Source organism: Nocardia sp. NPDC005366, from assembly GCF_040606855.1.
In the GTDB taxonomy this organism is placed as follows: Bacteria; Actinomycetota; Actinomycetes; order Mycobacteriales; family Mycobacteriaceae; genus Nocardia.
The window spans coordinates 16397-41974 of the sequence record NZ_JBEXFQ010000024.1; the positions used below are offsets into that span (position 1 = coordinate 16397).

Annotated in this window: 21 protein-coding genes and 1 pseudogene; 14 read left to right on the plus strand and 8 right to left on the minus strand. The window is 66.8% G+C overall.

What is annotated here, in order from left to right:
* Positions 1-2: 2 nt before the first annotated feature.
* The 3 genes from ABZS43_RS24820 to ABZS43_RS24830 form a co-directional block, all read right to left on the minus strand.
* Positions 3-431, minus strand: a complete 429-nt coding sequence (locus ABZS43_RS24820) for a hypothetical protein (RefSeq protein WP_355038346.1) — start codon at positions 429-431, stop codon at positions 3-5.
* 213 nt (positions 432-644) lie between these two features.
* Positions 645-3482 carry a TIR domain-containing protein gene (locus ABZS43_RS24825; RefSeq protein ID WP_355038347.1) on the minus strand — a complete coding sequence of 946 codons (2838 nt, stop codon included), beginning with the start codon at positions 3480-3482 and terminating at the stop codon, positions 645-647.
* A 376-nt stretch (positions 3483-3858) separates the two neighbouring features.
* Positions 3859-5103 carry a patatin-like phospholipase family protein gene (locus ABZS43_RS24830; protein WP_355038348.1) on the minus strand — a complete coding sequence of 415 codons (1245 nt, stop codon included), beginning with the start codon at positions 5101-5103 and terminating at the stop codon, positions 3859-3861.
* 915 nt (positions 5104-6018) lie between these two features.
* Between ABZS43_RS24830 and ABZS43_RS24835 the strand changes: the two genes are divergently transcribed.
* Together ABZS43_RS24835 and ABZS43_RS24840 are read left to right on the plus strand one after the other, a co-directional pair.
* Positions 6019-6432, plus strand: a complete 414-nt coding sequence (locus ABZS43_RS24835) for a YciI family protein (protein WP_355038349.1) — start codon at positions 6019-6021, stop codon at positions 6430-6432.
* A 9-nt stretch (positions 6433-6441) separates the two neighbouring features.
* Positions 6442-7698: a DUF6596 domain-containing protein gene (locus ABZS43_RS24840; protein ID WP_355038350.1), complete on the plus strand. Its 1257-nt coding sequence runs from the start codon at positions 6442-6444 to the stop codon at positions 7696-7698.
* 2 nt (positions 7699-7700) lie between these two features.
* Here the strand turns inward: ABZS43_RS24840 and ABZS43_RS24845 are convergent, their stop codons facing one another.
* Positions 7701-9080, minus strand: coding sequence for a phosphatidylglycerol lysyltransferase domain-containing protein (locus ABZS43_RS24845; protein WP_355038351.1), 1380 nt, complete (start codon positions 9078-9080; stop codon positions 7701-7703).
* A gap of 231 nt (positions 9081-9311) precedes the next feature.
* Between ABZS43_RS24845 and ABZS43_RS24850 the strand changes: the two genes are divergently transcribed.
* The 3 genes from ABZS43_RS24850 to ABZS43_RS24860 all read left to right on the plus strand — a co-directional run bounded on the left by ABZS43_RS24850 (position 9312) and on the right by ABZS43_RS24860 (position 12136).
* Complete coding sequence (locus tag ABZS43_RS24850) at positions 9312-9959, plus strand: pentapeptide repeat-containing protein (RefSeq protein WP_355038352.1); 648 nt, start codon at positions 9312-9314, stop codon at positions 9957-9959.
* 113 nt (positions 9960-10072) lie between these two features.
* On the plus strand, positions 10073-11182 hold the full coding sequence (locus ABZS43_RS24855; RefSeq protein ID WP_355038353.1) for an AraC family transcriptional regulator: 1110 nt from the start codon (positions 10073-10075) through the stop codon (positions 11180-11182).
* A 93-nt stretch (positions 11183-11275) separates the two neighbouring features.
* Complete coding sequence (locus ABZS43_RS24860; protein ID WP_355038354.1) at positions 11276-12136, plus strand: SDR family oxidoreductase; 861 nt, start codon at positions 11276-11278, stop codon at positions 12134-12136.
* Positions 12137-12404: 268 nt separating this feature from the next.
* On the opposite strand, the gene ABZS43_RS24865 is transcribed toward ABZS43_RS24860, so the two are convergent.
* Together ABZS43_RS24865 and ABZS43_RS24870 are read right to left on the minus strand one after the other, a co-directional pair.
* Positions 12405-13004, minus strand: a complete 600-nt coding sequence (locus ABZS43_RS24865; protein ID WP_355038355.1) for a YdeI/OmpD-associated family protein — start codon at positions 13002-13004, stop codon at positions 12405-12407.
* 164 nt (positions 13005-13168) lie between these two features.
* Positions 13169-13606, minus strand: a complete 438-nt coding sequence (locus tag ABZS43_RS24870; RefSeq protein WP_355038356.1) for a carboxymuconolactone decarboxylase family protein — start codon at positions 13604-13606, stop codon at positions 13169-13171.
* 80 nt (positions 13607-13686) lie between these two features.
* Here ABZS43_RS24870 and ABZS43_RS24875 point away from each other — a divergent pair, with 80 nt between their 5' ends.
* Together ABZS43_RS24875 and ABZS43_RS24880 are read left to right on the plus strand one after the other, a co-directional pair.
* Entirely contained in the window at positions 13687-14262 is a 576-nt protein-coding gene (locus ABZS43_RS24875) for a MarR family transcriptional regulator (RefSeq protein ID WP_355038357.1), read from the plus strand.
* Positions 14263-14893: 631 nt separating this feature from the next.
* Positions 14894-15202: a hypothetical protein gene (locus ABZS43_RS24880; RefSeq protein ID WP_355038358.1), complete on the plus strand. Its 309-nt coding sequence runs from the start codon at positions 14894-14896 to the stop codon at positions 15200-15202.
* A 130-nt stretch (positions 15203-15332) separates the two neighbouring features.
* On the opposite strand, the gene ABZS43_RS24885 is transcribed toward ABZS43_RS24880, so the two are convergent.
* Positions 15333-15527, minus strand: a complete 195-nt coding sequence (locus tag ABZS43_RS24885) for a helix-turn-helix transcriptional regulator (protein ID WP_355038359.1) — start codon at positions 15525-15527, stop codon at positions 15333-15335.
* Positions 15528-15746: 219 nt separating this feature from the next.
* Between ABZS43_RS24885 and ABZS43_RS24890 the strand changes: the two genes are divergently transcribed.
* Positions 15747-16097 carry a hypothetical protein gene (locus ABZS43_RS24890; protein ID WP_355038439.1) on the plus strand — a complete coding sequence of 117 codons (351 nt, stop codon included), beginning with the start codon at positions 15747-15749 and terminating at the stop codon, positions 16095-16097.
* Positions 16079-17147, plus strand: a pseudogene (locus ABZS43_RS24895) (IS3 family transposase); the annotation flags it as partial. The gene ABZS43_RS24890 and the pseudogene ABZS43_RS24895, both read left to right, overlap by 19 nt.
* Positions 17148-17266: 119 nt before the next feature.
* On the opposite strand, the gene ABZS43_RS24900 reads toward ABZS43_RS24895, so the two are convergent.
* Positions 17267-17839, minus strand: a complete 573-nt coding sequence (locus tag ABZS43_RS24900) for a hypothetical protein (protein WP_355038360.1) — start codon at positions 17837-17839, stop codon at positions 17267-17269.
* Between the two features lie 627 nt (positions 17840-18466).
* Between ABZS43_RS24900 and ABZS43_RS24905 the strand changes: the two genes are divergently transcribed.
* The 5 genes from ABZS43_RS24905 to ABZS43_RS24925 are packed head-to-tail and all read left to right on the plus strand — an operon-like array spanning position 18467 to position 25562.
* Positions 18467-19738: a hypothetical protein gene (locus ABZS43_RS24905; protein WP_355038361.1), complete on the plus strand. Its 1272-nt coding sequence runs from the start codon at positions 18467-18469 to the stop codon at positions 19736-19738.
* Complete coding sequence (locus ABZS43_RS24910) at positions 19735-20700, plus strand: glutamate ABC transporter substrate-binding protein (protein WP_355038362.1); 966 nt, start codon at positions 19735-19737, stop codon at positions 20698-20700. Before ABZS43_RS24905 ends, ABZS43_RS24910 begins: the two co-directional genes overlap by 4 nt.
* A gap of 34 nt (positions 20701-20734) precedes the next feature.
* Positions 20735-21919: a hypothetical protein gene (locus tag ABZS43_RS24915; RefSeq protein ID WP_355038363.1), complete on the plus strand. Its 1185-nt coding sequence runs from the start codon at positions 20735-20737 to the stop codon at positions 21917-21919.
* On the plus strand, positions 21916-24291 hold the full coding sequence (locus tag ABZS43_RS24920) for a tetratricopeptide repeat protein (protein WP_355038364.1): 2376 nt from the start codon (positions 21916-21918) through the stop codon (positions 24289-24291). The genes ABZS43_RS24915 and ABZS43_RS24920 overlap by 4 nt, the downstream gene beginning before the upstream one ends.
* The gene (locus ABZS43_RS24925; RefSeq protein ID WP_355038365.1) at positions 24288-25562 is read left to right on the plus strand and encodes a phosphatase; all 1275 of its coding nucleotides are present in this window, start codon (positions 24288-24290) and stop codon (positions 25560-25562) included. Before ABZS43_RS24920 ends, ABZS43_RS24925 begins: the two co-directional genes overlap by 4 nt.
* Positions 25563-25578: the final 16 nt, after the last annotated feature.

A 25578-nucleotide genomic window follows, 5' to 3' on the forward strand; every position in this document is an offset into this window, starting at 1 on the left:
ACTCAGGTGAGGACAATCGCGAGGAACCCCGAGACGTAGGCGAGGGCGAAGAGGATGGGGATCCACTGCTCGATGTGGGAGAGCGGCCAGTACCGGGACCGATCCTTCCCCTCACCGAGAGCCCACCATTCGGCACGCCAGAACGGTGAGGCGGGAAGTCTTTCCTCGAGGGCGCCGACAACCTGATACTTCGCGCTGTTCAGTAGTCGGTAGCTGCGCACCAGGTAGAACCAGGCGAAACATTGGCCGAGGATCGCGGCGAGCGGGATCGCCAGCCACCATGCCTCGCCGCCGTGCGGAGGGGTTCTGCCGAACGCGGTGACGAGGGTGAAGATGCTGGTATTGAGGGTCAGGAAGAACGAGTTCATCAGCCCCCGGCGGGCGCTGACGCGGTCGGCCATCTCCACATAGAGCCGGTACTGGTCGATCACCGTGCTCTCATATGTCGTGGTGCGCCCATCAAGCCCGGTCTTTTCCGGTGTGTCGTTCCAGAGTCGGTGGTGAAGCTCGGACCGTTGATCGCTGTGGTACACCGTCCACCTCCTGGCGTGGCGCTGTGTCCTGCCGGCGAATCCCATCCTTGCATTGCGGCCAGCGTTTACCCACAGATCTCCGGCCGACCGGGTTCGGCGGCTGCTCGCCTTTCAATTCTCAGCGGAGGTGTGGTCGGGGGGAACCGGAAGTCCGGGGCAGACCTCGGCATAGCCGATGTCCGGCGAGACCCAGTCGTGCCACTGCTGGTGACTCATGTTCAGTGTGAGCTTGTTACACAGCGTCGCTGTCCAGTCCGCGGCTGTGGTCGCCCATATCCAGATCTTGTCGTCCATGCCGCCGGAGACGATCCACCGCCCGTCCGGGCTGAACGCGACGCTCAACACCATGTCCGTGTGTCCGGTGATGGGCGGGCCGATCGGCTGGCCGGTGTCAGTGTCCCATAGCCGCATCGTCCGGTCATAGCCGGCGGTGGCGATGCGCCGCCCGTCGGGGGCGAAGACCACGCTGGTGACCGGAGCGTGTCCGGAAATGGGTGCGCCGATCTGTCGGTGGCTGTCGCTGTCCCAGATCCGCACGGTGCCCTCGAGATCGGAGGAGGCTATGCGCTGCCCGTCGGGGGCGAACGCCACACTCCTCGCCTCACCCTGGTGTCCGGTCATGGGTTGGTCGATTTGCTGGTGGGTGTTCGCGTCCCAGATCCGTACGGTGCCATCCTCACCGCCGGAGGCTATGCGTCGCCCGTCGGGGGCGAACGCCACGCTCGTCACCGCGCCTTTGTGTTCGGTCATGGGTTGGTCGATTTGTTGGTGGGTGTCGGCGTCCCAGATGCGTACGGTGCCGTCGAGACCGCCGGAGACTACCCGGCGACTGTCCGGGGCGAACGCCACGCTCATCACGAAGCCCTGGTGTCCGGTCATGGGTTGGTCGATTTGCTGGTGGGTGTTCGCGTCCCAGATCCGTACGGTGCCGTCCGTAGCGCCGGAGGCTATGCGTCGCCCGTCGGGGGCGAACGCCACACTCATCACTCCGTTTGTGTGTCCGGTCATCGATTCGCCGATCGACGCGCCGGTGTCCACGTCCCACATTTCCAGAGTGCCATCGGCGCCGCCGGAGACGAAGTGCCGCCCGTCCGGGGCAAAGGCCACACTCGTCACAAAGCTCTGATGGGCTGATCCGACCTCGATATCCCATACCCGCACCGTGCCCTCGAGACCGCCAGCGGAGGTGATCCGTCGCCCGTCCGGGCTGAACTCCACACGTTGCACCGGGTCCGTGTGCCCGGTCATGGGTTCACCGATTTGTTGGTGGGTGTTCGCGTCCCATGCCCGCACGGTGCGGTCGGCCCCGCCGGAGGCTATGCGTCGCCCGTCGGGGGCGAACGCCACGCTCGTCACCGCGCCTTTGTGTCCGGTCATGGGTTGGTCGATTTGTTGGTGGGTATCGGCGTCCCAAATCCGTACGGTGCCGTCCTCACCGCCGGAGGCTATGCGCCGCCCGTCGGGAGCGAACGCCGCAGTCAACACCGACCCCTGGCCTCCGTTCATTGGTTCGCCGATGGGTGCTCCGGTGTCCGCGTCCCATATCCGCACGGTGCCGCCGGGGAGAGTGTCCGAAGAGACGACGATGCGCCGCCCGTCCGGCGCGAACGCCGCACTCATCACCCAGCCGTGGTGGCCGGTGATCGGTTCGCCGATGGGTGCTCCGGTGTCCGCGTCCCACACCTGTACGACGCCTTCGCTGCCCAAACTCAGTTCGCCCGAACCGGTGACGATGCGTCGTCCGTCCGGACTGAAGTCGAAACTCCCGACTCTGCCCGCCGGTACTGTTATCGGTTCGCCGATGGGTGCTCCGGTGTCGGCATCCCACACCCGCACGGTGCCGTCGTCCCCGCTAGCGGAGGCGACGCGTCGTCCGTCCTCGCTGAACCCGGCGAATACCGGGCCGTGGTGACCGGTCATGGGCGCACCGATCGGTTGGCGGGTCTTGGCGTCCCACAGCCGTGCGGTGCCGTCCTTACCGCCGGTGACGATGCGGCGCTCGTCCTTCGCGAGCACGATCGAGTGCACTCCCGCGGCCGGGGCCTCCACGATCTCGAGCAGCTCGGGCCGCGCGAGCACGGCCCCGAGCAGGGCCCCGTCGTCCGACGTCGAACCGATCGACTGTGCCGCCAGGATCTGTTTCAACGCGCGCGCATCGCCGCCAGGACGGGCGCCGGTGAGCATGGACTGACCGTCGGCGACCAGCCGCAGGGCGATCGCCTGGTTCCGTTGGCGTTCGGCCTCGTGTTGCCTGTCGAACGCGATCAGCGCCGCGGTGACGGCGACAACGGTCAGCAGTGCGAGGCCCGCGATGGCGGCGCGTCGGAACCGTCGGAAGCGTCGGAGCTCGCGCAGGTCCTCGCCGGCCAGGTCGTACTTGGGTTTGCCGTGGATCGGGGCGGCCAGATCGGTGACCTTCTCCCGGAACAGGGGCGCCGCCGGATCCCACGGCGCGTCCTCGCTGACGTCGACGTAGAACGGCTCGGCGGGAAGAACCCCGGGCTCTGTCAGTACCGGCAGCGCCACGTCGGACCTGTCCGGATCGAACCGTCCGGCGTCCGCGTCCCAGGTCAGGTGCCCGTCGGCGACGACGAACAGCAGTTGGTCCGGTCCGTGCTGGTCCAGCCAGTGGGCGACTTCCTTGTTCACCCAGCCCGAGGCGACCGCGTGCGGGGAGAGCACCACGATCAGGTAGCGGGTGCGGTCCATCGCGTCGGAGACCCTGCCCCACAGATCCGGGCTGGCGGTCAGGTCCGTGGCGTCACGAAAGACCCGCAGCGCATGCAACCGGCCGACCCGTCGGCCGATCCGGTGCAGTCCCTTCTGGATCCCCGCCGCGACGGGTCGATCGCCGTGCGCGTAGGAAATGAAGGCGTCGAAGTCGAACGAGGCTACTGGCGCTCGCCCCGCCGGTGCCTCTGGTGTGGTGGTCGCATGGCCGGTACTCATCTGCCGCTGCCTCCCCGCCCCGGCATCACCCAGTCGGGACTGGTTGGTACTCCTAGTGATCGTCCTCGCCAACGCCGCCGATGCCGTGGGCGATTCCATTTGCTGACCATGTGGCACCGCCAGGTCCGCAGCGCCTGACACGGTGTTCCTCGCGTCGTGCCGTGTGTGAAAGCTGGACATTGCGAGGGTCTTCCGACCGCCGCCTTCTTCCTTCGCGATCATCTCGAGCCTGACTCGAGTGGCACACCGATGTCGCGAGTAGTCCACTACCCGACTGGCACGGATAGCCGCACGGCCGGCGAGGATCTCGGCCACGCCGGGTTCCGGGGATGGTTCGGTTCCCACGAAGCTGTGCGGTGCCCGCCCCGACGATTTCTCAGGAGACCGACAGCGGCTGCAGGAGCTCGGTCTGCCATGGCACCTCGTTCGTGGGCAGACCGTCGAATACGGCTTGGGCGTGACACCGACCGAGTTCGATCGACGCCTCGATGAATTCGGGATCGAAGTACAGGTAGCTGAACAGATCGCCGCGGCGTGGGCCGTCGCCGCTGAGCGCGTGGCCCAACATCCGTAGCTCTGTCAGCCGGAGCCTGTGCGCGATTCCGCGCGGCTTGTGGCACTGACTGGCGAATACTTCCTCCGCGAGGTCGGCCAGCGTTGCCCGTGCCGGTGGGGTGATGGGAAGAAATGGGATGACGACTTTTCGCGATTGTTCGGTCGTGGTGTCGCGTGCCGTCGAACCGACCAGGGCGTTGACCTTGGAGAGCGTCCGCAGATCTTCGATCATCCGGTCTACCAGCGTCGCGTCCATCAGGCGCACGACAACGTCATCCACGTCGGGCGGTGGGTTGTTCGCGGGTGCGGTGGCGGCGGTGTCGACCGCGGGGTGGGTCGCCACGACGGCGATCGCGTCGGCGCCCATCGTGATCGCCGGTTTGAGTGGGGTGTTGAGCCGTATTCCGCCGTCGAGATACGAACCTTCCCACCGGTCGGGTTGGTGAATGTGCACGGGTGGAAACACGATCGGCATGGCCGATGATGCGAGCACATGCTCGGCGGTGATTTCGGCGGCCACGTAATCGATCGGCCGTTCGTCGTCGGCCGGTGGCACAGATTCGGCGGAGGCCCGGTCGATGAAGACGACAGTCCTGTTGTCCGCGCCGGATGTCGTGACCACCGCGAGGGTGACCCGGCCCTCGGCGATGTTGCGCCGCAGCCGAATCCAGTCGACCGCCGATTCGGCCGTGCGGTGCAGGGGGCCGGTGTCGAGCAGACCGGTCAGCCGCACTCCCGGAATCCGCAGCAGCTGACCGGCGGCGCGCGCGGCTGTGCCGGGAAACGCGAGGGTGGGGGACCGGAACACGTCGGAGACGGTGATGTCGCGCCAGACTCGGAGTGCCTGTTGTGCCTGCTCGGCCGGTGGCAGATGGGAGAGAGCGGCGAAGATCGTCGAGTTGATGGCGCCGGCGCTCGTCCCGATGAACTGCACCGTATCGACACCCGCACCGCGCAGGCGCGGCACCAGGACCGACAGCACGCCGGCCTCGTACCCGCCGCGAGCCCCCGCACCGGCGACCACCACCCCGACGCGGCGGGGTAGCGCCCCAGGCGACTGCTTCATCGGTGAGCTCCTTCCCCGGCGAGTTCGGCGCCGGGTCGGTCAGCCACGTTCCGCTGCATGGAGACGGTGCGCGTCATGGTTCTCCTCGGGAGTTCCGTCGAGAGATTTCACAGAGCACGTTGCGAATCGCGTCACGACTCGATCCGCATCCTCGAACTCCGAGTCAACGAACCGGTAAACCTTCAGCGCTGGATCCGAAAACGATCTGACCTGCATAGATAGCTATTCGATATAGTAACGCAAGAGTGCGGGCAGTCGGATCGATTCGGTATCCCGGTGCCCCTTCTCATCCCGAACGTGGTCGGTCACGAAGGCGTGCCGGATACGGCTGCGGTCGTCGCCTTGGAATGGTCACCGAGGTGAGCGCTCAGGTCCTACTCGAGGCGCCTCGTCCGCCTCACGACCACCAGTAGCGCCATGCGCAGTGTCAGGAGCGCGACGCTGCCGACCAGGTAGTCCAACGCTCAGGCCGTCGGGCGAACCGAACCCGTGTCGCTGCGACAACACCGCCACGACCGGATACAGGGCGAGGTACGACACGACCAGTATCACCGGCATACGAACCAGCCGCAGACCCGCGAGCAACCGCGAGGTACCGGTAAGTCTCATCGCGCCAACTCCGGTCCGGAGGTGAGGAATGCCAGTAGCAGGGCGTTGCCACGATGCCGGCCACTATCGCGAGCGGTCGGCGGAACCTGGTTCTCGACGCGCCGGGCCGGCCGGACTCCTCACGGCCCGAACGCATTTCCATACCTCACCGTACATTGCACGAGAATCGCTCCCGACGTTCTCGGCACGCCGACAGCGACCGCTCGCGGTCCATGCTTTCGGCCGGAATGTCCGAGAATGGTCGACGGCTTCGACGTTCCTGACGAGCGACGCCACCGCGGTGTCGACGATCCCGAGGAGTTCCACATGAAATACATGATTCTGAGCTACGCCTCGCAGCAGGACTACGACGGCATGGTCGGCAAGGAGACCGGCAAACCCGCGTGGACGCGCGAGGAGTTCGAAGCCATGGTGGCGTTCATGAACGATTTCAACGGCAGACTCGAGGAATCCGGCGAACTCGTCGAGACCCGCGGCCTGCTCGAACCAGTGCATACCCGCAGGATCGGCGCCAAGGATGGTCAGCCGTTCGTCACCGACGGTCCCTACGCCGAGACCCAGGAGGTGCTCGCGGGATATTGGATCGTCGAATGCGAGAGCTTCGATCGCGCCACCGAAATCGCCTCCGGAATGAAGGACTGCCCGTCGCCCGCGCACCTCGCCGACTCCGTATACGTCGATGTGCGCCCGCTGGCAGACGAAGCGCCCGAATTCGACTGAGCACAACCGGTGTCCGACATCGCGAACACGGACCTGCTGCGCGTACTGGCGCCGCGGGTCCTTGCGGCGTTGGTGCGCCGTTACGGCCATTTCGACACCGCGGAGGACGCGGTTCAGGAGGCCCTGCTGGCGGCGGCCACCCGGTGGCCGACCGCCGGAATCCCCGACGATCCGCAGGCGTGGCTGATCACGGTGGGCTCCCGCAAACTCACCGATCTGCTGCGCGCCGAACAGGCGCGCCGTCGACGCGAAGAGCAGGTCGCGCGTTGGGCGTTGCCGCAGGACTGGCTGACCCCGCCCGCCGATCGCGGGCCTGCCGATTCCGATGACACCCTGATCCTGCTGTTCCTGTGCTGTCATCCGGCGCTGACACCGTCCTCGCAGGTCGCGCTCACGCTGCGGGCCGTCGGCGGTCTCACCACCGCCGAAATCGCACGGGCCTTCCTGGTCCCCGAGGCGACGATGACCAAGCGCATCGGCAGGGCGAAGAAGGCCATCGGGGATAGCGGCGGCGCGTTCGCCGCGCCCTCGTCCTCGAAGCGGGACGCCCGATGGGCGGCGGTACTGCACGTGCTGTATCTGATCTTCACCGAGGGCTATGGCGCGACTTCCGGTCCGCGTCTGCACCGTGTCGAATTGTCCGCCGAGGCGATTCGGCTCACCCGCCTCGTGCATCGACTGCTGCCCGAGGACGACGAGGTCACCGGATTGCTCGCGTTGATGCTGCTCACCGACGCCCGCCGCCCCGCCCGCACCGGCCGGGGCGGCGAGTTGATCGCGATGGAGGATCAGGACCGCGCGCTGTGGCAGTCCGAGGCGATCTCCGAGGGCGTCGCACTGATCACCGCGTCACTGCCGCGTGGCGTGCCGGGCCCGTACCAATTGCAGGCGGCGATCGCCGCGGTGCACGACGAGGCCCCGACCTACGCAGACACCGACTGGGCGCAGATCATGCTGCTCTACCGGCGTCTGCTGCGGCTGGTGGACAATCCGGTGATCGCGCTCAACCATGCCGTCGCGGTGTCGATGGCGACGGGTCCGCACGCCGGACTGGCGTTGGTGGAGAAACTCGCGGACGACCATCGCCTCGCCGCCGACCACCGCCTGTCGGCGGTCCGTGCGCATCTGCTCGAGCGGATCGGCGATCACGAGGCCGCGCACGCCGCCTACCTTCGTGCCGCCCAGCAGGCGACGAACCTGCCGCAGCGGCGCTACCTGGTGACGCGGGCCGCCCGGGTTCGCGGCCCCGCCATGCCGCACGAGTAGGGTCAGTACTGCTTACGGTGCGGCACGAATTCCAGTGTCAGCAGCGCCGCCACCGCGGGGAGCGCTTCCCACCACCGGATCAACACGTAGCGCCGCTCGGCCATCGAGTGGAATTTGCGCAGGAACCGGTACAGCGATTCCAGCCGGATCAGTGGATCACCGAGGTGGGCGAGTACGTAGATCAGCCGCCCGGTGCGCGAGCGGTCTTTGTCGGCGAACAGTTCGGGAAACGGCGCGAACGCCAACGAGATCCGGGTGATGCCGCTGCCGCGCGCGTAGTCGACCAGATCCACGATCATGCGTTCGTCCAGGCCGTTGGGCGCGTCCTTGCGACGCCACGGCACATCCAGGCTCAACTCGGTGCCGCGGGCGGCGATTCCGTAGCGTTGGAATCCGGCGACCCGCCCCTGTGCGTCGCGGGCGAGCACCAGCAGCATGCCCGGATGACATCCGTCGAGCAGGTGGTCGAGGATCATCGAGAATCCGCGACTCTGGCGGCCCACCCGCCACTGGTCGACAATGTCGAGCAATTCGGCGCGCAGTGGTTCGGTGAGCGCCGATTCGAGCATGATCTCGGTGGTGACGCCGAAATTCCCGGTGCGGTTCACCGCCTGGCGCAGATTCCGGAAATCGCGGCCGACCATGGCGAAATCGCCGACCTCGATCACCACATCGCGTCCGATCGGGACAGCGCGCAATCCGCGGTGCTCGCCGGCGCGGAGCCGCCACAGTTCCACCATTTCGGGACTCGACCCGAGAACCGCGATCCGCCAACCGTTCTCGGCCGCGAAAACCGAGAATTCGCCGAGCAACGATCCGAATGCCGCGCGGTCGCCGATCGGGTCGCCCGAGACGACCGCGATCCCGAAGCGGGTGCGGTAGGCGAGCGCGGCCGAATCCGCCGCGTCGAAGAAATAGCTTTTGGCGGAGTGCAGCGCGAACGCCGCGAGCGGGTCGCGTTCGGTGCGGCCGACCAATTCGGCGATCCGGTATCGGTGTGCGGGATGCGGTCTGCTCGCGTGCGGCAGCATGAGCACGAACCCGGTCCCGGCAAGGAATACGAATCCCGCGAGGGAATGTTCGGCGCGATAGGCCAGATTGGCGCAGGCGAGCATGAGCACCGCGGCCGCGACGTGCGGAAGGGTGATCGGACGGCACAGGTGCAGTCCGCGCACCACGAACAGTCCGGCCAACGACACCGCGACGAACCAGCCGCGATTGACCCCCTCGTGTGCCGCCCGGTTGGCCGCGTAGAGCAGTAGCGCGCTGACCAGCAAAAGGCTGACCGTCAGCGCGGGCCGCAGGGCGGGTGCCGCGTACACGGCGATCTGACGGTGGTCCGCGGCCTGACCGCTGACGGCGACCTCGCGTTCCTCAGGCATGCCACCTCCTCGATACCCCAGGTGCCATTGCGCCCTCCGACTAATTATGTCCCCTGCACGAGGCCGTGCTATGGGTCATACGGGAGAACCACGATTCCCGTCAATCCATTTCCGAGGCTAACGATCGCACTGTCGGAGCCGCGCGCTGCCCGCGCGTGCGGTAGCTGTCGGTGGGTGTCCGTAGCGTGAGGCGGATGTGCCGCAGAGTCCACCGCATCGTGGGAGGCGACCATGCCTCGTGATCTCGCCGACCTGCCGTGGGCCCGCGGGCTGGAACCGTTCGACGGTGCTCCCGAAGCCGAGGGCGACTACGAACGCACCCATCTGACCGGCGTCGATATCATCGACGCCGATATCCGCAACGCGCGTTTCAGCGAATCGGCCATCACTGATTTCGCGATGAATCGCGGCAGTATGCGCCACACCCGATTCGACGATGTCTGGCTGCGTGACGCGCGCTGGGTGGGGACCGAACTCGCCGATACCGCGTGGCAGGACGTCGAACTCCTCGCGGGGGCCCTTTCCGGTGTCGATGCAGGCGGCGCGGTTCTGCGGCGGGTGCGGTTCGAGGGCTGCAAACTCGATTCGGTCAACCTGCGTTCGGCGACGTTGCGGAATGTGAGCTTCGTCGACTGCGTGCTGCGCGATACCGATCTCGGCGGTGCGACGCTGACCGATGTCACCTTCGATGGCTCGCGGCTGCAGGGTCTGCTGCTGAACAACGCCCGTTTGACGAGGGTGGATCTGCGCGGCGCGGTCGGCATCGATATCGCCGACGGAATCGAGTCCATGCGGGGCGCGACCATCACCACCATGCAATTGGTGGATCTCGCGCCCGCGTTCGCGCGCGCCATGGGAATCATCGTCTCCGACTCCTGAGCGGGAACCGTATCGAAGCGGTCGAAAGTTTGTCGTTTCACACTTGCGGTGGTCCGGTCGTTGATAAGTTGCGCCAATCCGTCTGGTACACGTTCGATCGGAATTGCGGGTTCATGTTCGACTGGGATCTTCGCCGCCGTACCTCCAGCGCCCATATTCTCCTCGGGCTCGCCGAAGAACGCGGAATCCCCGTGGCGGCATGCCTGGAAGGAACGGCACTGCCGCCGGAAGCGCTGTCCGGTTCCCTCGCCGAGATCACCGCCCGCCAGGAACTGCGAATCGTGCGGAACCTGGTGCGGCGGTGCGGTCGCGAGCCCGGTTTGGGTGCGCTGGCCGGTAGTCGCTCGCATTTGTCGCTCGCCGGGCCGTGGGGTCTGGCGATGCTCAGCAGCCGGACGGTGCGCGAGGTGATCGAGGTCGCGCGGCGCTACCTCGATACCGCTTTCGTCTTCGGGCGGCTCACCTTCGAGGAAACCTCCGGCGAGGCCCGCCTGCACCTGGACGATTCGCAGATCCCACTGGAATTGCGCACCTTCCTCACCGAGCGTGCGCTGGCCGGTATCAGGACGATCGGCCGGGAACTGTTCTCCGCCGATATACCGCTCGCCCGGATCGAGTTCCGGCACGCGGCACCGGAGAACACCGCGATATACCGCGAGATCTTCGGCGTGCGGCCGTCCTTCGGCGCGCAGCGCACCACCGCTGCCTTCGACCGCATGTACGTGGATCTACCGTTGCCGCGCCCGACCGAATGGGCGCGCGCGGCGTGCGAACAAATGTGCCGGGATATGCTGGCACGCCGTCACGTCCGGACCGGGGTAGCCGGATCCGTCCGTGATCTGCTGATCCGCAATCCCGGTGCGATCCCGGATCAGATCGCGGTCGCCTCCGAGATGTTCATGAGTCCGCGCACGCTGTCGCGGCGGCTCAACCACGAGGGCACCTCGTTTCGCGCGCTGCTCGACGAGGTGCGCCAGACATTGTCCGAGGAACTGCTCACCCACACCGATATGACCACCGAACAGCTGGCCGCCCGGTTGGGTTACGCGGAGGCCGCCTCCTTCATTCGCGCCTTCCGGCGCTGGAAGGGCTGCCCGCCACAGGAATTCCGGCTGCGCACATCCGATATCGGATACCGGATCCCGGCGATGAGCGCGGCATTGCGCACCCCGCAGGCCATGGCGTCCGCTCGCCGACCCATCGGACCGGTCGCGGCGCGGTGATCCGCGGGGCGTGAATACCCCTCTCGTCGCTGTCTCGGACACGCCCGAGTCTTCTATAGACAATGATGTTCGCAGAACGTTATGGTCGATGACATGACACATCTCGACAGTAAGCGCTGCCTCGTCACCGGCGCTGCCGGCGGCCTCGGTCGCAGCACGGCGCTGGCGGTCGCGGCCAAGGGGGCGTCGCTGGTGCTCACCGATATCGACGACGAGGGCCTGCGGCGCACCGCCGACGAGGTGCGCGCCACCGGGGCGACGGTGCACCTCGCGGCGGTCGCGGATATCAGCGAGCACGCCGAGGTCGTCGCCCTGGCCGCGCAGGTGCACCGCGAGGTCGACAGCGTCGATGTCGTCATGAACGTCGCGGGCATCGCCACCTGGGGAACCGTCCAGCGGCTGACCGACACGCAGTGGCGGCGCACCATCGATATCGACCTGATGGGCCCGATCCACGTCATCGAGGAGTTCGTGCCGCGCATGATCGCGGCCGGACGCGGCGGGCACCTTGTGAATGTGTCCTCGGCCGCAGGGCTTTTCGGCCTACCCTGGCACGCGCCGTACAGCGCGGCGAAATTCGGGTTACGCGGCGTCTCGGAGGTGCTGCGCTTCGATCTGCGCCGATATGGGATCGGTGTCAGCCTGGTCTGTCCCGGCGCGATGGCGACACCCATGGTCGACAGCGTCGATATCGCGGGCGTCGACCGGGAATCGGAGGCACTGCGCCGTGCGATGGCGATCTTCGCACGTCACGCTGTCACCCCCGACGCGGCGGCGAAAACCATTGTGCGCGGGGTGGAACGCAACAGGTACATGGTTTTCACCTCGCCCGACATCCGGGTCGGGTACTGGGCGCAACGCTATGTCCCGCCGTCCTACGACCTGGCGATGCGGGCAATGAACTGGGCGATGTACCGGTACATCGATAGGCCCGCCGCCCCGCCCGCGCCATAGCTCCCGCCGCCGCGACAGGCGTCACGATCAGCGATCAAGGGCTGGCGGAACCGGATTCGCTGATCGGCTGCGACCCGGCCGGAAGGAACATTCGGTTCGGTCTCACGGCCGGGGGAGCTTCCCCGGCGCTGACCTGGCGATTCGGTGTCGCTCGGCGCATTCGGGCGGAATCCGTCGCTAAGGATTTGCGGCAGATAGTGGCATACCATCTGCCGCAAATCGTGAGTCGTCCTGCCGCGATACCCCTTCCGGGTGGCTGCGGCGGCATTCAACTGCCGAGGGCGCGCTTTTGTGGGTGGATCGTCTCGCCGCGGGCGAGCATTTCAACGAACTGGGTGATACGGCGGGCTCGGGTCTCGGCGCGTTTGGCGTTCGCGATCCGATAGAGAACGGCGTAGCGGTTTTGGGAGGTGAGGATGTCGAACATCGCTTGTGCCTCGGGTTTCGCGGCCAATGCGGCGGCCAGGTCGGCCGGTACCTCGATGCCGGCTTGTCCCGCGTAGGCCGTGTCCCAGCGGCCGTCGGCCTTGGCGCGTTCGACCTCGGTCATTCCGGCCGGATGCATCCGGCCCTCGCTGATCAGACGGGTGACGATCGAAACGTTCCGCGCTGACCAGGGACTTTGCCTTCCGCGAGGGGTGAAGCGCCGACAGAAGGTGATCTCATCCCGCCGTCGTAGCCGACCATCGATCCAGCCGTGGCACAGGGCTTCGTCGAGCGCCTGGTCATAGGTCAGGCTGGTGGGCCGGGTCGTGTTCTGCTTGGCGAGAACCAGCCACACTCCTGCCGAGCTGTCGTGGTGCCTGCTGAGCCACTCCCGCCAGGCTCGGGTATCGGTAACGGTTAGTTCCAGTTGTTCGTCGCTCATCGTCATCTGCCCTGATGATCATCGATTGGGGTTGCTTGGGATCTCGCCGCATAGAACGGGGTCCGTCGGAAGTGGCGGTGGATCGGTCAGCGGTGGAGCTGACCGATCACGTCCTTCGCCACGTCGACCACCGCGGCCTCCGGACGGATGACGCCCGCCCGCCTTCACCAGGTCTTGCCGGCCTGTTCCCGGATCGTGTGGTTGATCCGGTTGAAGAAGTTGGTGAGTGCGATATTCAGGATGATCGCGAAGATCTGCTTCTCGTCGAAGTGGGTGGCAGCAGCGTCCCAGATCTCGTCGGTCACGCCCGGCGAGCCGTCCTGGATCCGGGTGGCGGCCTCGGCCAGCGCGAGCGCTGCCCGCTCCTCCTCGGTGAAGAACGGGGTCTCCCGCCAGGTGACCACGCTGTGCAGCCGCTCCTCGGTCTCTCCATGCTTCTTCGCCTCCTGGACGCCGGCGAACACACACGGGCTGCAGCCGTTGATCTGGCTGGCCCGCAGATGGACCAGTTCGAGCACGAGCGGGTCGACACCACCGGCGTGAATCGCCTTTTGAAGATGCTGGATCCCTGTGATCAAGTCGAGATTCGCCACGCTCTTCATCCGTGCTTCCACGGGTTCCGCCGTCGACTCCCCGCGCTTCGCAGTAGAATATGACTGACTCATACATATAAACTAGGGCTATGCCGCAAACCAAGTCAAGCCGCCAGCACGCGGCCAACGTCCTGGGCGCTTTGAGCCTCGTAGTCGCCGACCGGATGAACACCGCCGTCGAAGCGATTGCGGCGCTCGGCCCGTCGGCCCCGGCCACCCTCGCCGCGATGCACGAGTTCCTCGACGGCGGATCGGTCACACAGCTGAGCTCCGTACTCGGCCTGACCCACTCGGGCACCGTCCGCCTCGTCGACCGCCTCGCCACCGAGGGCCTCGTCGAACGCGTCGGAGCACAGGACGGACGGGCTGTCTCCGTTGTCCTGACCCAACATGGCCGGCGCACGGCCGAACGGATACTTCGAACGCGCGAGGAGTCACTGGCGACCGCACTGTCCGCGTTGTCTCCGAACGAGATCGACAATCTTGCAGCAGCGCTGGACACGATGTTGACCACAGTGACCCTCGCCAGAGCCGAGGAACGCTCCACCCGCATCAACCGCCGTCCACAACCTTGGCTGTGTCGCCTCTGCGACTTCGCCGCGTGCGGCCGTAGCGAGGGCGACTGCCCAGTCGCCAACGTGGTGACGGCCGGCAAGACGAGTTAACCGAGACTCCGCGTTAGCACAGGTCAGCGATATTCGTTGTCGGACTTCGTCCTGGGAACGACGAATTCTTCTACCTCGCCATGACCAGTCGATTGGGACAGCCTGTTCCCCCGGTCACCGACTGGCGCGCAGCACTGTGGAGTCTGCCCGGTGTCACCCAACCCGGCGCGAAGCCCCGGAGCGACGATCCGAGCAGTGAGAACCGATCTCCGGTTGCCGGGTGTGCCGACCGTCGACACCGACGCACTTGGGCACCACGGCGATTCGCACACAGTCGCGGAAGGTCTGCGGCACCGGTGTCACAGCGTCCAGGACTCGTCGTCCAGTACGACGCCGTTCGCGCGGGCCCATTCTTTTGCACGGTAGTCAACCTCTTCAGCAGACTCACCTGCGGATCGCGCCGTTCTCGGTCAACAAGTTGGGCTCGGTCACTGCGAACATCTGGACTGTCGGCGTTGCAGTGTGGCCGTTGTGCAGCGTGCGCCGATGCAGACCTGCCCAGTTGCGGGACCAGCGGCCTACGAGGCCCGGAAATACTGGTCCGTACGCTCGCGCACGAGAGTGCGCACGTTCATCGATACGTGAAGGCAACATCGATTCGATGACACATTGTCCGGAGGAGCAAACGTACGTGGCCGAAGATGTCATTGTCGAGACCTGGTGTAGGAGATCGCCGTTGACCAACGAGGTTTCACGGATGGTTGTCGAGCGGGTCGATGTTCTCCCGAGCCGCGCCGGTTGGATGTTTGTCACCGGTGTGCTCACCGGCGAGCCGGTCAACGTCGGCGACCAGGTGTCGATCCGCAACGGTAACCAGGCGACGGTCACGACGATCAAATCGGTCGAACTGCACAGTCGGCCGGAAAAGACGACGATTGTGTTGGATGCCGAACTCCGGTCCATCGTCACCGTCGGAACCGTTGTTCAACGCCAGCAATGACACGGACGATCAGCCACACGCAGCAGAACTCCTTCCTGCAGGAATGCGGGGTCGATGACGTGTTCGCGGCCGACGACATAGGTCCACCGCCCACGCGGGTCCGTATCGGGCGTGTTGGGTTTTCGCGGTGTCATTGGCTGTGATCCACCAGTGCGGCAAGCCCTTCGCGGCTGCTGATGCCAGTGCGTTGAGATGCCCGGAACAGGTGGCCTTCCACGGTCCGGACCGAGGTGACGAGTTGTTCGGCGATCTGACGATTGGACATCCCAGCGGCGACCAGGGCGATCACCTCGCGTTGCCCCGCGCGGTCAACGAGCAGCGACATTGCAGGGCACGGAGTGCGGGTGTCGCCGCGCCGGTCGCTGCTGCGAGCCGCTCAGCCGACGCCGCTGCGGTCAGCGCGGCACCGCGAAGACCACGGGCCCGCAACAGGTTCGCCGCTTGGGCGAAAGTGTCGGCCGCGGCGACCCGGTCACCGAACCGCTTATAGCGCCCCGCGGCCTCGCACAGACCCTCGGGGGGCGCCGCGCTCCAGCGACTCGGCATGCAGCACGGCGGCCATGACGCGTGGTCCTTCGATGATTTTTGCGAGTTCGGTGAGGCGTTGCGCTTGCTTGTGGTCGCCGAACTGGACCGCTGTTTGTCGGCACAGGACCTCGTGGGCGAAGAATTGCTGCTCACGCGCCATCTCGGCAGCCTGATCGGCGAGCGATACAGCGCCGCTGGTGACCCCGGCAGCAGCGTTGACCCATGCTGCAGCGCTGGCCTATGCACCGGCGGGCCCGGTTTTCCGGCCTTGCCGCGGCGACGTTTGCCGAACACGCTTTACCACCGATTCGCCGAGCAGATCCGCCACGCGGTCCGCCCAGCCATCATTTCGGGATCCATCCGATGACGTTGTCGAAATGGATGCGTCGAGCCGACATCGATGCGGGTGACAAACTCGGAACCAGTAGTGGCGAGTCGGCCGAGTTGCGGGAATTGCGGCGCCGCAACCGCCTGCTCGAGCAGGACAACGAGGTCCTGCGCCGGGCGGCGGCGTATTTATCGCAGGCTCAGTTGCCGGGAAAATGGTCTACCCGCTCGTGAAAGAGCTCGCCGCCGATGGGATTCCCGTCGTGGTGACGTGCAGGGTATTGAAGCTCGCCCGCCAACCCTATTACCGGTGGCTGGCCCGACCGGTCATTCCGACCGCGATCGTCGAGGCCTACCGAGCCGACGCCCTGTTCGATGCCCACCGCGACGACCCGGAGTTCGGATACCGGTTCCTGGCCGATGAAGCCGAAGCGGCGGGTGAGCCGATGTCAGGGCGGACCGCGTGGCGGATCTGTTCGACGAACAGGTGGTGGAGCGTGTTCGGCCACCACGCCGTGGGAAGAGCAGCAGACCGGGCCCGCCTGTCCATGACGATCTCGTCCACCGCAAATTCACCGCGGACCGGCCGAACATGTTGTGGCTCAGCGATATTTCCGAGCATCGGACCGGTGAAGGCAAGCTCTATATCTGCGCGGTCAAGGACGTGTTCTCCGGGCGGATCGTGGGCTATTCGATCGACTCACGCATGAAGTCACAGCTGGCGGTGAACCCGTTGAGCAACGCAGTTGCTCGTCGTGGTGAGGTGGCCGGCTGTGTCCTGCACACCGACCGCGGCTCTCAATTTCGCTCCAGGCGGTTCGTATACGCGCTCAACAGGTTTCCACATGATCGGGTCGATGGGCGGGTCGGTGCGGCCGGTGACAACGCCGCGATGGAGAGCTTCTTCAGCCTCCTGCAACGCAATGTCCTCGACCGTCGCCAATGGGCGACCCGCGAACAACTCCGGATCGCGATCGTGACCTGGATCGAACGCACATACCACCGCCGACGACGTCAATCCCGACTCGGCCGCTTGACCCCGATCGAATACGAAACCATCATGACCCCAGCAGCCGTGCAGGCTGCCTAACTCCTGTCACCACATCGTGCAGCAGCCCCGCCCTCGGGCGCGTGGGCTGCTGATGCCCAATTGTTCACCGTGCCATAAATACGTGGCAGACCACTGGCCGATCTGCGGCAGAAGAACGGCTACTCGACATGTATTGGCAGCTCGATGCACAAGCTGCACGCGACGCAACCTGCGTAGCTTCCGAGTGTGCAGAGCAAGCATGCTGCTGCGCACGCAGCATTGGCCGCGTTTGAGATCCTCTCTGCCACCAAGATCCGCAACCCGAACTCGGTATTCTCCTTCAGCGCATTCCGCAGGTGGGTGTTCCTTTTGAGCTCTTCGCCAAGCCGATCAATGTGGTGACAGTCCGGTATTACTCGCTTCTTCAACTCGCCGCTCAGGTGCTCCACATGCCCATCGCCTGAAATCTCGACAAGGTATTCCTCGTCGTTCTGCACAACCCGGCTTATCGGGCTTTCCCCTGATGGGATGAACGCGATGAACACCCGGTTGCCACTGCGGTCGATGGACTCCAAGACAACCTCGTGTATCGCACGAGAGATGCTGCTCGTCTCGATGAGTTCGCCGCCCTCGAAAGCCGACACGGTCAGTCTCGATCGGAAGCCTTCGACGATGTACCTGATCTCGGGGTAGTCAGAATCTGCGACTTCCACGGTGTTTTTGCGAACAGGTTGGACTTCCCACGTACCCATAGCATGCCCCTTTCACCCAAGGAACGACATGGCCCGAGCCCTCCTCACACATGCCACCTACCTGCCCATATTGTAGGTGGGCGGGGCGCTGAAGAACCCAGAACGCGGGCACTCGAAAGGGGGCTAATCTTCAGGATTGGCGTGCCGTTGACAGGTCGTTTGTTATCCGATTCTTTCCCGACTCGCAGACATCGAGCCGCACACCGCCCTCGATGACGGCCCCATGGAGACGCATACCCGGGAGCCAACCGAGCGCGGCAACTACTGACTTGTCCATCAATCGACCGCTCTGATCGATGCGCCGAAATCCGTAGGTCCATCGCTGTTCACGCGATGGGGCGGGAAGGCGCAATTCGATCACCGGGAGTGCCGAGTACGCGGTCGGCCTGACACTCGGGCTGCTCACGGTCGAAGCGGTCGCATCCGGTGTCAACGGCGAGATCAGCGAAACGTTCATCGACGCCCGCTTGACCCTGCGGCGAGCAGTTCGGGTGCTGCAACGAGAGATGAAGTGGTGTCAGTCGGGTGGTAGGACACCGAATACGAGGGGTATGCGCTGCAAAAGAGTGCCAGATCTCCCGTACTATCGCGGTCGGATACTCCGCCGGGTGATCGAAGGGGGACGGTGTGGGACCACGGCTGCCGACGACCATGCACAACGGTGCGGCATGGTCGCGGCGCTTCGCGGGGACGACGCCTGGTGTGATAGTCGCGGTCGTCGTCGTGTCGGTAGTGCTGTGTCTGCTCGCCGGATTCACCGGCGCGAATCAACTGGGCGGCAAGGTATCCCGGCACGAGCAGGTACTCGAGCACACCGAGCCGCTCGCGTTCGCCGCGCAACGACTCTATGTGGCGCTCTCGGCCGCCGACGCGGCAGCCGCGGAAGCCTTCCTCTCCGGTGGTATCGAAACCCCCGCCGTGCGCGCCCGCTACCAGCAGGCCCTCGCCGACGCCGCCGCCGCGCTGGCCGAGGCGACCGCGGGCGCTTCCGATGCCAGGACCAGGTCCATTGTCGCGCGCATCTCCGCCGAACTGCCCTCGTTCACCGGTCTGGTGGAAACGGCACGGGCCAATAATCGTCAGGGATTCCCGGTGGGCTCGGCCTATCTGCGCGAGGCGTCGGCACTCATGCAGGACTCGCTGTTGAAGAACGCGCAGGACCTGAGCACGACCAGATCCGCCGCGGTGCGCGACGATCAGCGCCGGATCGCCGCCATGCCAGTGACCACCATCGGATTGCTGCTTCTGGTGTTACTCGCCTGCGGCGGCGGCTCCTACCTGTTGTTGCGGCGCACCAATCGACGGATCAACCTCGGACTGGTCGCCGCGGCGGGCGCGACCGCGTTGGCGCTGGTGTGGATCGTGGCCTCCACCGCGTTCGCGGCCGCGGCCATGGATAACGACGATTCCGGCGCGAGCAAGGAATTCCAGACACTCGCCGAGGCGCGAATTCTGGCGCAGCAGGCGCGAACCGACGAGACGCTGCAACTCATCACCCGCGGCGATATCGCGGCGGGCGAGGAGAGTTACAGCGCCCATGTCGCGCAATTGCGTGAGCGGGTCGTGACCGTGCTCGGCACCGGTTCGCCCGCCGACACCAGCCTCACCGAATGGACCGAGGGCCACCGGGTTCAGGTCGAGGCATACCGCGCGGCGAATTACAACGCCGCGCTGGCGCAGGCCATCGGCGCGGGACCGGAGAGTTCGGCGTCCCGATTCGCCCTCGTGGACAAGACACTCGGCGCCGATCTCACCCGCACCCGAAACGAATTGCGCGGCGGTGTCAACGACGCGGGCGACGCGCTGAGTTGGAGTCCGGCGGTGACACTGCTGCTCATGCTCGGCGCGGCCGCCGCCATCGTGGTCGGCCTGTGGCCTCGGCTGAAGGAGTTCCTGTGAACCACGGGCCGATACGCGCCGCACTCGCCGCGGTATGTCTGCTGATCGCCGGATGCGGTGCGGGCATACCGGCTCCCGACCCGCTGCCCGCTACCGCGGTGAATCCGGCGCCGCACGAATTCGCCGAGATCACCACGCCGCCGCAATCGGCGACCGACTGCGACTCCGAGGCCACCCTGCGCCCCGGCGCGCTGCCGAGTCCGGGTGCGATGCCCGCGGGTTCGGCGATGGCGGCGATCATCGCGAACGGCCGGGTCCGGATCGGCGTCGACCAGAACACCTATCTGTTCGGTTTCCGCAACCCCGCCACCGGCCAGCTCGAGGGTTTCGACATCGATATCGCCCGCGAGATCGCCCGCGCCCTGTTCGGGGATCCGGACAAGGTCGAATTGCGTTCGGTCACCGCGGCCGAACGCCTTACCTCACTACGGGAGAAGAAGGTCGACCTCATCGTGCGCACCTTCTCCGCGACCTGCGAGCGCCGCCAGGACGTCGACTTCTCCGCTGTCTACTACCGTGCGAGCCAGCGCATCCTGGCGCCGAGGGGGTCCGGTATCCGCTCCAAGGACGATCTCGGCGGCAAACGTGTCTGCGTCGCGAAGGGCACCACCTCAGCGGCCCCGCTGTTCTCGCTGCCCGCCCGGGTGACGGTGCTCGGGGTGACCAACTGGACCGACTGCCTGGCCGCGCTGCAACAGGGGCATGTCGACGCCATCAGCGGCGACGATCCGATCCTGTTCGGGCTGACCGCCCAGGACCGAAATCTGGAAGTGGTCGGCGATTCGATCGGTGAGGGTGCCTACGCGGTCGGCGTGGCCAAGGGCACCCCGGATCTGGTCCGCTTCGTCAACGGAGTGCTGGAACGAATCCGCCTCGACGGCACCTGGCAGCGGATCTACAACGAGCGGCTCGGCGTGCTCGGCACCGCCCAGAGCCCGCCCGTTCCCCGGTACTCGGATTGAGGTGGCCCGTGCCGACCGCACCGGATCGGGACCGATGAACATGGTGGCCGGGCCGATCCTCACCCTCGCCGAAATCGACGCCGAGTTGACCTTCCGCACGAATGAGTTCGCCAAGATCACCGCGACGCTGCTGGAACTGGACAAACACCAGGGACTGACCCTGATCCGCCGGTTCCCGCCGACCGGCCTGACCGAACGGCAGTGGCTCGCGGTGCGCGACGCGCTGGAATTGATGTGGCAGGACTACGGGCGGATGCGGGGGATCCTGGATTCCGCGCGAACTCTGCGCGGCACCCGCTCCCGGCTCGACGACAGCGATCGCGCCGAACTGACGCGATTACTGCGCGGACGCCCCTACGAGGCGTCGCGCACCCCGATTCCGATGGCCCAACGTTCGCTGACCGGGCCGAGTGAGTCTGTACTGTTCGTCGGTCTGGCCGATACGTTGGACCGTATGCGCACGACCTTTCCGCGTATCGCCGAATTCCTGGACGCGGTGGACGCGGTGAACACCCGCGTCATGTCGGGGCTCGCACCGCTGCAGGACCGGCTGGACCGGGCCGGTGTGATCGCGGGGGAAATGGATGCCGTCGAATCCGGAATCGCCGAGCTGCTGCGGCGTTCGGCCACCGACCCGCTCGCGCTCACCGGCGACGAGATCGATGCGCGCCTCAGCGAACTGGACGCGGCCCTGCGGCACGAATCGGCGCGGTTGTCCGAACGCGCCGCGTTGGCGGCGAACTGGCCCGAGGCCATCGCGCACACCCGAGCTCGCTGGGAGGCGTTGCGCGACACGACGGTACGCGCCGCGCAGGCCAGGACCGAGGTCGAGGCGAAGATCAGCACCGGGCCGCTGCCGCCGGACGCGCAGACGATCGCGCCACTCGGCGCGGAGCTCGAGGCGCTGGGGAGACGAACGGGCGCCGTCGCGGACCTGGTGGCGTTGCGTGGGCGTATCGCCGAGGCAGCCGCGCGGGCCGCGGCCACCGCCGAGCTGTATCAGGGTCTGCTGGATCGGCGTGACGAATTACGTGGACGGCACGCCGCCTACCGGGCCAAGGCGGCGCGGCTCGGTATCGACGGCGACGCCGATCTGGTCGCGGCCGATCGGATCGCGGGCGGGCTGCTGTCGCGGCGCCCGTGTGACCTGGCGGCGGTGACCCGTGCGATCGCCGACTACCAACAGCTCATCGGGGAGAAGTCGGGGAGGAAGCCATGATCTGTGCTGAGCCGGGGTGCGGAGGAACCGTCGAGGACGGATATTGCGTGGTCTGCGGCACCGCACCGGCTGCCATCGCGGCTACCGCCGGCGCGAGCGTCGGCGATGGCCACGGTTGCCCCGAACCGGGCTGCGCCGGAACGATTTCCGACGGGTACTGCGATACCTGCGGCACCGCCCCCGATCCGCAGCCCGCTACGGTCGCCGCGGTATCGACCGCGACACCAACGGCGACGACGGCCACAGCGGGGACGGCCACGGCGGGGACGCGGTCGTCGGTACGCACCGGTCGCTCGTCGTCGTCGAAATCCAGTTCTCGGGGTCATCTCGGCGCAGGCATGGTAGACGTCCCCCGGGTGCCACGCGTCGATCCGATGTCGGCGATCATGTCCGATCCGCTGGTCGCCGAGTCGAAGCGGTTCTGCGGTCAGTGCGAACGTCCGGTCGGCCGCAGTCGCGACGGGCAACCGGGGCGCGCCGAGGGGTTCTGCCCGCACTGCGGCACCCGATTCTCCTTCACGCCGAAACTGTCTCGCGGCGATCTGGTCGGCGGGCAGTACGAGGTGGCCGGCTGTCTCGCGCACGGCGGGCTCGGGTGGATCTATTTGGCCACCGACCGCAATGTCAACAACCGCTGGGTGGTATTGAAGGGCCTGCTGAACGCGGGCGATGTCGACGCCATGGCCGCCGCCTTGGCCGAGCGGCGCTTTCTTGCCGAGGTCGAGCACCCGAGCATCGTCAAGATCCTCAATTTCGTCGAGCACGTCGGGTCCGACGGCGTCGCGGTCGGCTACATCGTGATGGAGTATGTCGGCGGTACCTCGCTCAAACAGATCCTGCGCGACCGCCGCGACACCGGCGGCGGTTACCTGCCGCCCGCGCAGGCCATCGCCTACGTCCTGGAGATGCTGCCCGCGTTGGGCTATCTGCATTCGCTCGGGCTGGCCTACTGCGATTTCAAGCCCGACAATGTCATGCAGACCGACGAGCAGCTGAAACTGATCGATCTCGGCGCGGTGATCTCGATGGACGATCGGCACAGCGCCATCTACGGCACCATCGGTTACCAGGCGCCCGAGATCGCCCATACCGGCCCGACCGTCGCCACCGAGGTGTACACGGTCGGGCGCACTCTGGCCGTCCTCACGATGCATGTGCCGCAGCAGGGCGGGCATTTCGGCGCGCTACCGGGTCCCGACGCCGAACCGCTGCTGGCGACCCACGACTCGCTGTACCGGTTGCTGCTGCGCGCGACCGATCCCGATCCCGACGCCCGATTCGCCTCGATGGAGGAATTGGCCGACCAGCTCACCGGTGTGCTGCGCGAGGTGCTTGCCGCCGAGGACGGGCGACCGCGTCCCGGTATGTCGGCCTTCTTCGGACCACCGCGCGCCGTCTTCGGGGTCGGCGGGGGCGTCGCGCCGGCGGATGTGATCGCCGCGCTCCCGGTTCCGCTGGTCGACCCGGCCGATACCGGTGCCGCGCTGCTCGCGACCACCGCGGGAACCTCCCCGGCGCAACTGGAACCGGCATTCGCGGCCGGCTTGCGTTCGGTGGTCACCGGGCGCGCGGAATCGGTGGAGATCCCGCTGCGGCTGGTGCGCGCCGCACTCGAGATCGGTGATCACGGCGACGCGCTGCGCCGAATCGACGCACTCGCCGCCACCCTGCCGGGTGATTGGCGCCTGTCCTGGTATCGCGCCCAGGCCCTGCTGCTGGGAGGCGACTTTCCCGGCTCCTTCGCCGAATTCGACGCCGTGTACGGCGCATTGCCCGGTGAGCCCGCGCCGAAGCTGGCTCTGGCCGTGGTTGCCGAACTCGCCGCCGCTGACACCGGCGGCGACGATCACGGTGCGGCCGACGTCCACCGTGCCACCGGCTTCTACGACACGGTGTGGCGTACCGACCGCGGTTTCGTCAGCGCGGCTTTCGGCCTGGCCCGCCTGCACGGCGCCGCGGGCAGGCGCGAGGACGCGGTGACCGCGCTGGATCAGGTGGAGCCCGTGTCGGCGCTGTATACCGAGGCCCGTATCGCGGCGGTGGACACGATTCTCGCCGGACGCGGCGCGGCCGAGTTGAGCGAACCGGTGTTGCGTGCGGCGAGCGACCGCGTGCAACAACTCGCGATCGATTCCAAACGGCGCGGCGCCCGAATTCGCATGCGCGTGCTCGAGGCCGCGCTCTCGTGGCTCGAGGCAGGCGGGACGCCGAGTAGTCGGGCCCCGCTGCTCGGCGTCGGCCTGGATCGCGAAGGTGTGCGCACCGGTCTGGAACGGTGCTACCGCGAGCTGGCCAGAGAGGCCGACGACATGTGGGCCAGCATCGAGTTGGTCGATCGCGCCAACTCCATTCGACCGAGGACGACGTTGTGAACACCGACCGCGACGCCGACGAGCGGTCCGACCGAGACCCCGACGCGCCCACGCTCCCGTCCACTACACCGCGTCCGCCGCGAGTCGACCGGGCACGCGGCGTCCCCGACGCACGGGTGAAATCCGGGGAGGAACCCCCGATCACCCGGATTCCCCCGACCGAACCGTCCCCCGCGACCACTGCCGAAAGTGCCCCCGTGAACCCGACCGCGAGTATCGATCCGAGCGTATCCACCGCGGCGCGCCCGCCGATCACCTCCGTATCCCGCTGCCCCGGCTGCGAATCCGCGGTCGCCGCCGCCGATCGGTACTGCGAGTCCTGCGGTCGTGAACTGGGCACGCGCCGCGTCGCCCTGCCGCGGACCGAGCCGCTGCCCGAGGCCGATTGCGACGCCTGCGGACAGCACTACGATACCGACGGATACTGCCGGGGCTGCGGACAATTGCGGCCGCAACCCGACCGTTTCGAGGCCGATCTGGGTGCGGTGTGCGTCGTCACCGACCGGGGTATCTCGCACGCGCGCAACGAGGATTCGGTGGCCGCCGCCGTACTCGACGATGCCGCGGGCGCGCCCGCGATCACGGTGATCGCGGTCTGCGACGGGGTGTCCACCTCCGAGGACCCGCAGGCGGCCTCGGGTGCGGCGTCCCGCGCCGGGGTCGATGCCATGCTCGCCGCCTTGAGTTCGGGTCGCAGCCCGGCGGAGGCCGCTTTCGCGGGGCTGGCCGGCGCGGCGCAGGCGGTCCGCGAGGTCGCGGTGATCGAGGGACATGCGCCGTCGAGCACCTACGTGTCGGCGATCGTACGTGGTTACGGCACCGGCGTCGTCGAGATCACCGTCGCGAATGTGGGTGACAGCCGGGCGTATTGGCTGAACGAGGGCGTCTCGTCGGATATCTCCTCGCGCGCGCTGTCCTCCCAGCGGCTCACCGTCGACGATTCCTACGCGCAGGCTTTGGTGGACGCGGGCGCGATGGACGAGGAGTCGGCGATGAGGGATCCGCGTGCGCACACCCTGCTGCGGTGGCTCGGCGCCGATTCCGGCGCGAAGCCGTGGTCGGACAGCTGTGTGCGGACTTTCCGCACCGGCGGCGCGGGCGTGCTGCTGCTGTGCAGCGACGGATTGTGGAACTACCGTCCGGACGCGACGGATCTGGCGGAACTGACCGCCGGCCCCGACCGGATGGCCGTGGCCCGCGAACTGGTGGAATTCGCGCTGCGCTGTGGCGGCAACGACAACATCACGGTCGCGTTGGCCCCCATCTCATGATCGACCAGCCAGGAGA